Consider the following 5,838-nt stretch of genomic DNA (forward strand, 5'->3'; position numbering starts at 1 on the left):
CCGTAGTGGTGATATCGAGGTGGCTACCCACCATGCGCACCACCTGGCCCTCAGCATTTTTGCGATGAGTCATGCGGGTGAAAATATGCACTGTAGATCCGTCTTTGTGGCGGTGGCGATACACGGTACTCAGAGCGTCAGCTTTGCCGCTGTTGTAGTCGTCCACCAGCTGCCACCCGGCCAATCTGTCTTCCTCAAAAACAGTCGAGTTCCACATCTCAATGGAGTTCTCCAGTTCGTGGTTGGCGTAGCCCAGTATGGCTTTCCACTGGGGTGAAAAATAGACCTCATCGGTGTTCCAGTCTGAGAACCCCTCTGAGGAGGCCTCCAGCACCAGCTCTAGCTGTTCTTTGGTCGTCTGTAGCTGTAGGGTCATCTCCCGACTGTCGGTTATATCTCGAGCGACCGCGTAGACTAGCCCATCCATCGGCACCGCTCGCCACTCTAGCCAGCGATAGCTGCCGTCTAGGCAGCAATAGCGGTTGGTGAACGAGACAATTTCTTGGTGGTTGGCCAGGGCTGAAACAGCTTCGATGGTGGCGGCGACGTCATCGAGATGCACATAGCTAATGAAGGGAGTGTTTTCTAGGTCAGCCAGTCTATAGCCCAGAGTCTTTTCCCAGGCGCTGTTGAGACGGCGAAAATAGCCGTCGGTGTCGGCAATGCACAGCAGGTCTACCGACATCGAGAAGAACCGATCCAGTTCCTCAATTTTGGCCTCTAGCTCTAGCGCCATCTGCTTGCGCTGGGTGATATCGCGCACAATCACCAGGCACTCATCGTCACTGCACGGCACCAGGCGCACCTCTTCATGGCACAGCTGCCCCTGCTTGACCAGCTGCTGCTCCCACACCTGCAAATCGCCTGTGGTCAAGGCCTGCTCAATACGTCGCAGCTGGTCTGCCAGCAGGTCTAGGGGCAATACCTCCGCCAGATGGTGCTCAACGGGTAGAAAAAGGCTCGAGTCGTCAGAGCTGGGGGGCAAAAAGCTAAAGCAGGTGCCGTCGCGCCCTATTCGCATTAGCAGGTCAGGAATCGCCCTGAGAATCGCCTGGTTAGTCGCTTCGCTGTCGCCAAGGGCAGTCTCTATCTGCTGGAGATTGGGAGGGGGCTGCGATCGCTCTAGCTCAGCCTGCAGGCTTTGATTGACCTGCCGCAGGGAAGCCACCTGCTGTTGCAAACGGGTGTTTTCTGCCTGTAGCTGCTGCACCAAACCTGTTAAGTCATCCACGTCAGATCTAGCTCCACTGGATGTTCTGTATTTAGAGACCACAGGCGATTAAAGACCCCATTAATTTTGTCTTGTGGCAACTGCCCCTCAGCGAATTTTTGAATTTAGAATTTGATTGATGTTTAACCTTAGTATTCCCAATCAGATTTGCAACCGTCTCCAGTGAGCTTTCAAGCTAGAAAAAAGGCTCAGAGAGATCTGGCGGCCTAAGCAGGTACCAATTGCTTAGGCCGCCAGTCTGAGGGGGGTATCTTTGCTGTTGAGAAAACGGGCCTCAATGTCCGCTGCCGGGAGGGGTTTAGAAAATAGATAGCCCTGCCCCAGTTCGCAGTTGAGCTGTTGTAATCGCTCCAGCTGGGGTTGAGTCTCGATGCCTTCGGCGGTGACCGTCAGGCCCAGCTGCTTGCCCAGGGTAATAATGGTATCGACGACCTTGTATTTAGAGGTCAAGACTTGAATTTGACTGGTAAACGATTGATCGATTTTGAGGTCGTTGACCGAAAACTGGTGCAGATAGCCCAGGGACGAATAGCCCGTGCCAAAGTCGTCGATGCTGATCTGGATCTGCCGCGATCGCAGGGCATCCACCAGGGCAATGGCGGTTTCGGCATTGTCCATAATGGCGCTTTCGGTAATTTCTAGTTTGAGCCGGGCGGGGTTGATGCCGCCAGCGGCCAGAATCTGGTCAATATCGTCGAGCAGGGTGGGGCAGGCAAACTGCCGCACCGACAGGTTGACGCTCATGGTCAGATCGCTCCAGCCCTGCTGCTGCCAGCGGTGCAGCTGCTGACAGGCCAGCTTAAGAATGAGCAGGCCCACCGGCACCACCAGCCCGGTGGTTTCCATCAGGGGAATAAACTCGCCAGGGGCGACCAGGCCACGGGTGGGGTGCTGCCAGCGCACCAGCGCCTCTAGACCGGTAATTTTGAGGGTTTTGAGGTGGACAATGGGCTGGTAATGCACCACAAATTCCTGGCGATCAAGGGCGCGCTTGAGGTCGTTTTCGAGGGCTAGGCGATCCACCATGGTTTGGTGCATTTGTGGGTCAAAAAATTGATAGCTGCCGGCCCCCTGCTGCTTGGCCCGATACATGGCAATGCCAGCATCCTGAAGAAGTTGCTCAGAGCCTGGGTAATCGCTGTGGCCTAGAACAACTCCCAGACAAACGGTGATGAAAATATCCAGTCCTGACACGGTGAAGGGGGTCTTAAAGCTGTCTAAGATGTCCTGAATGACCAACTTGACGCGCTCTATATCGCTGGTCTGGCGCAGCAAAATACAGAATTCGTTGCCCCCCAGACAGGCCAGCAGATCGCCGCTGGGCACCAGCCGCTGCAGCCGCTTTGTGATCGCCTGGAGCAGCTGGTTGCTCAGGGCGTAGCCAAAGGAACCGTTGATCAGCTTGAACTGGTCGCAGTCGAGGTAAATCACCGCCCAAGCCGAATTCTCGGCCTGAAGCAGCTCAGCCAGGGTTTGAAGCAGAGCGGCCCGGCTGGGCAACTGGGTCAAGGCATCTTGAAAAATGGTCGCCTGGAGCTGGGCCGTACGCTCTAGCACCTTGGCTTCGAGCTGGACATTAAAGGCCTCTAGCTGCCGATACTGCTGCCGCAGCAGCAGCATCGATTGCACCCTGGCGATCAGCTCTAGCTGGTTGATCGGCTTGCTGATAAAGTCGTTGGCCCCGGCGCTAAAGCAGCGGGCGAGGTCCTGTTTTTCGCTCAGGGCCGTCACCATAACCACCGGCAAGCTAGCCCAGGTGGGCGAAGACTTGATCCGGCGGCAAACCTCAAACCCATCGAGGCCGGGCATCATCACGTCGAGCAAAATCAGGTCGGGGGCCAGGCAGTCGAGGGCGGCGATCGCCGCTTCCCCCGTGCTGACGTAGTGCAGCTGATAACCCTGGGCGTCGAGCAGGGCGTCGATCACATCAAAGTTATTGGGGTCGTCGTCAACGATCAGGATGGTGGCGGATGACATGGGTTTGCTGGTGAGTTAGGGGGTAGATGGAGCGAGGGGGGTGAGCAGGTGTTGAATGGCGGCGGCCAGCTGCTTGAGTTTCAGCGGTTTGCCCAGGTGCTGGTTCGCCCCGGCTGCCAGGCAGCGATCGCGATCGCCCTCCGCACTGTCGGCGGAAAGCGCAATGATCGGGCGATCAATCAGGTGTGGCTCGTCGCGGATGCGGCGAATCGTCTCTAGTCCATCTATCCCCGGTAGCTGCGTATCCATCACAATCAGATCGGGATTTTCTGCCAGGGCCATGGCCGCTTCGCCCTGGCGGGCCACCAGCAGGCGGTAGCCCTTAGCAGTTAGGTAGTTAACCACGGTGCTGATCGTGGCCTCCTGGTCGCTCGCCAGCAGAATTAGGGGCTTTTGGGCCGCGACCGCCGGGGCCCCTGGGGCCCCGGCGGCAGCTGCACTGGCCGTCCATTGGCCTACCCCCGGCTCGTAGGGCAGGTCGATGGTGAAGCGGCTGCCGACACCGACCTCACTGATCAGCCCCACTTGGCCACCGTGTAGCTCGGTGAACTGTTTCACCAGGGTGAGGCCTAGCCCTGTGCCCTCGTACTGGCGGTTGAGGGCGCTGTCGATCTGAATGAAGGGTTGAAACAGTCTTTGCTGGTCGTCGGGGGCAATGCCAATGCCCGTATCCTGCACGGTAAACCGCATCACGGACCGGATCTCGTCGCCGTCTTGGCACAACTCTGGCACGACTGTCAGGCTAACGCAGCCTCCCTCGGGCGTAAATTTGACCGCGTTGGCGAGCAGATTGATCAAAATCTGGCGCACGCGCCGCTCATCGATCACCAGGTCAGGCAAATGGGGGGGAATGCCATCTATGAGCTGAATGCGTTTTTTGTCGGCCTGCTGCTGCACAAAGGTCAGGCTTGCATGGCACAGGGGCGCGATCGCCGTCGGGGCTAGGTGCAGGGTGATCTGGCCCGACTCAATTTTGGCCATATCGAGAATGTCGTTGATCAGCGCCAGCAGGTGGGAGGCGCTGGTCTCGACGGTGGTGAGGGCCTTGAGCTGTCGCTCGTTGATAGCGCCAAACACCTGCGCTTGCAGCCCCTCAGTCATGCCCAAAATGGCGTTGAGGGGGGTACGCAATTCGTGGCTCATGTTGGCGAGAAATTCGCCCTTGAGGCGGGTGGCCGCCTCGGCGGCGTGGCGGGCTTCTTCTAGGTCGTGCATATGCTGGTGCAGCTGGGCCTCCGCCCGCTTGCGATCGCTAATATCGGTCTGAATGCCAACAAAATGGGTGAGCTGGCCCTCGGGGTCATAAATGGGCGAAATGCTGAGGTGGTTCCAAAATGGCTCGCCATTCTTGCGGTAGTTAATCAGCTCTACGGTACAGTCTTCGCCAGCAGCAATAGCCTGACGCAGAGTATCCAGGCCAGGCTGCTCCAATTGATTACTCTGCAAGAAGCGGCAGTTATGCCCCATGGCTTCGGCCGCAGAAAAGCCAGTCATGCGCTCAAAGGCGGGGTTGGCGTAGATGATCGGGTTGCTGGGTTGGCGGGCATCGGTAATCACAATGCCGTTGTGGCTGGCGGCGATCGCCCGCTCCCGCAGGCGCAGAGTTTCTTCCAGCCGCTGGCGATCGCTAACATCGCGAAAAATGCCCTGCACCACCCGGGTCGTCCCCAGGGCGATGGTCGTCGCGGTAATATCCACCGGAATGTGTCGTCCATCGATGTGCAGGATGGGGACGTTTGAGGCTTGAAAATGGGGAATCTCGATAGAGTTCTGAAAGAGGGCGATGATCTCTGCCAGCTTCTCTGGCGGATGCAGTTGGGATTGGTGCATCTGGGTCAATTGATCACGAGAGCGGCCAAACAACTCCTCCGTTCGCCGGTTCACCTCCAGAATATGGCCCTCCATATCGGCTATTAGAATGGCATCGCTGGCCCCTTCCCTCAGGCCCCGGTAGCGGGCTTCGCGCTCCTCCAGGGCGGCGGTGCGATCGACCACCTGTTGCGCCAACGATTGATTGAGTTCTTCGAGCTGGCGTTCGGCCTGTTTGCGATCGCTGATGTCGCGTACCAGGGCTAGCACCTCATCGTCTCGGTAGGGCACCACCCGCACTTCTTCAATCTGAAATGTCTCTGCTGTGGATAGATCTTGCTCATAAAACTGGATGGCTTTAGTGGCCAGAGCCTGGGCAATCGCATCGAGCCGCTGCTGGGCCGCCACCGGCGGCAGCGATTCGCTCACATGGGTGCCGACCAAATTTAACAGCGGGCCGATCACATGGAATGTAGGGCTAGCGGCAAACTCTAGGTAGATGCCATCTTTGCTCAACCGCACCAGTAGATCGGGCAGCGCCTTCAGCAGCGCCCGCTGGTGGGCTTCGGTCTGCTGGAGGGCTAGCTCGGTGCGCTTGCGTTCGGCTTCGCCCTGTTTACGCTCGCTGATGTCGCGAATTAGAAACAGCACCTCATCGTCGCTGCACCGCACCGCCCGCAGTTCTTCTTGCTGGAGGCGATCTCCCACCAAAATCTGCTGTTCGTGGGTTTGCACCTCATGGGTCGCCAGGGCCTGGCTGATGGCCTGAAGATTGAGCTCAACCACGTCGGCGGGCAAAATCTCCGACACGTGGCGACCAA

3 protein-coding genes are annotated in these 5,838 nt (G+C 58.0%); all 3 read right to left on the bottom strand.

The annotated features are described in order from the left end of the window. Nucleotides 1–1,231: PAS domain-containing protein (locus tag VB780_RS25510; protein ID WP_323354007.1), on the bottom strand; the 1,231-nt coding region annotated here is incomplete at its 3' end. A gap of 225 nt (nt 1,232–1,456) precedes the next feature. Beyond that, nucleotides 1,457–3,208 (bottom strand): EAL domain-containing protein, encoded by a 1,752-nt coding sequence (locus VB780_RS25515; protein ID WP_323354008.1) that lies wholly within the window; start codon nt 3,206–3,208, stop codon nt 1,457–1,459. Nucleotides 3,209–3,223: 15 nt separating this feature from the next. Then, nucleotides 3,224–5,838, bottom strand: a 2,615-nt coding sequence (locus VB780_RS25520) for a PAS domain S-box protein (protein ID WP_323354009.1), incomplete at its 5' end; no start/stop codon positions are given.

Origin of the sequence: Leptolyngbya sp. CCNP1308, assembly GCF_034932455.1 — a bacterium.
Lineage (GTDB): Bacteria > Cyanobacteriota > Cyanobacteriia > Phormidesmidales > Phormidesmidaceae > Nodosilinea.

What these genes read in the sequence shown, in the direction of transcription:
- VB780_RS25515 (WP_323354008.1), bottom strand. Translation starts at nt 3,208, where the DNA reads ATGTCATCCGCCACCATCCTGATCGTTGACGACGACCCCAATAACTTT.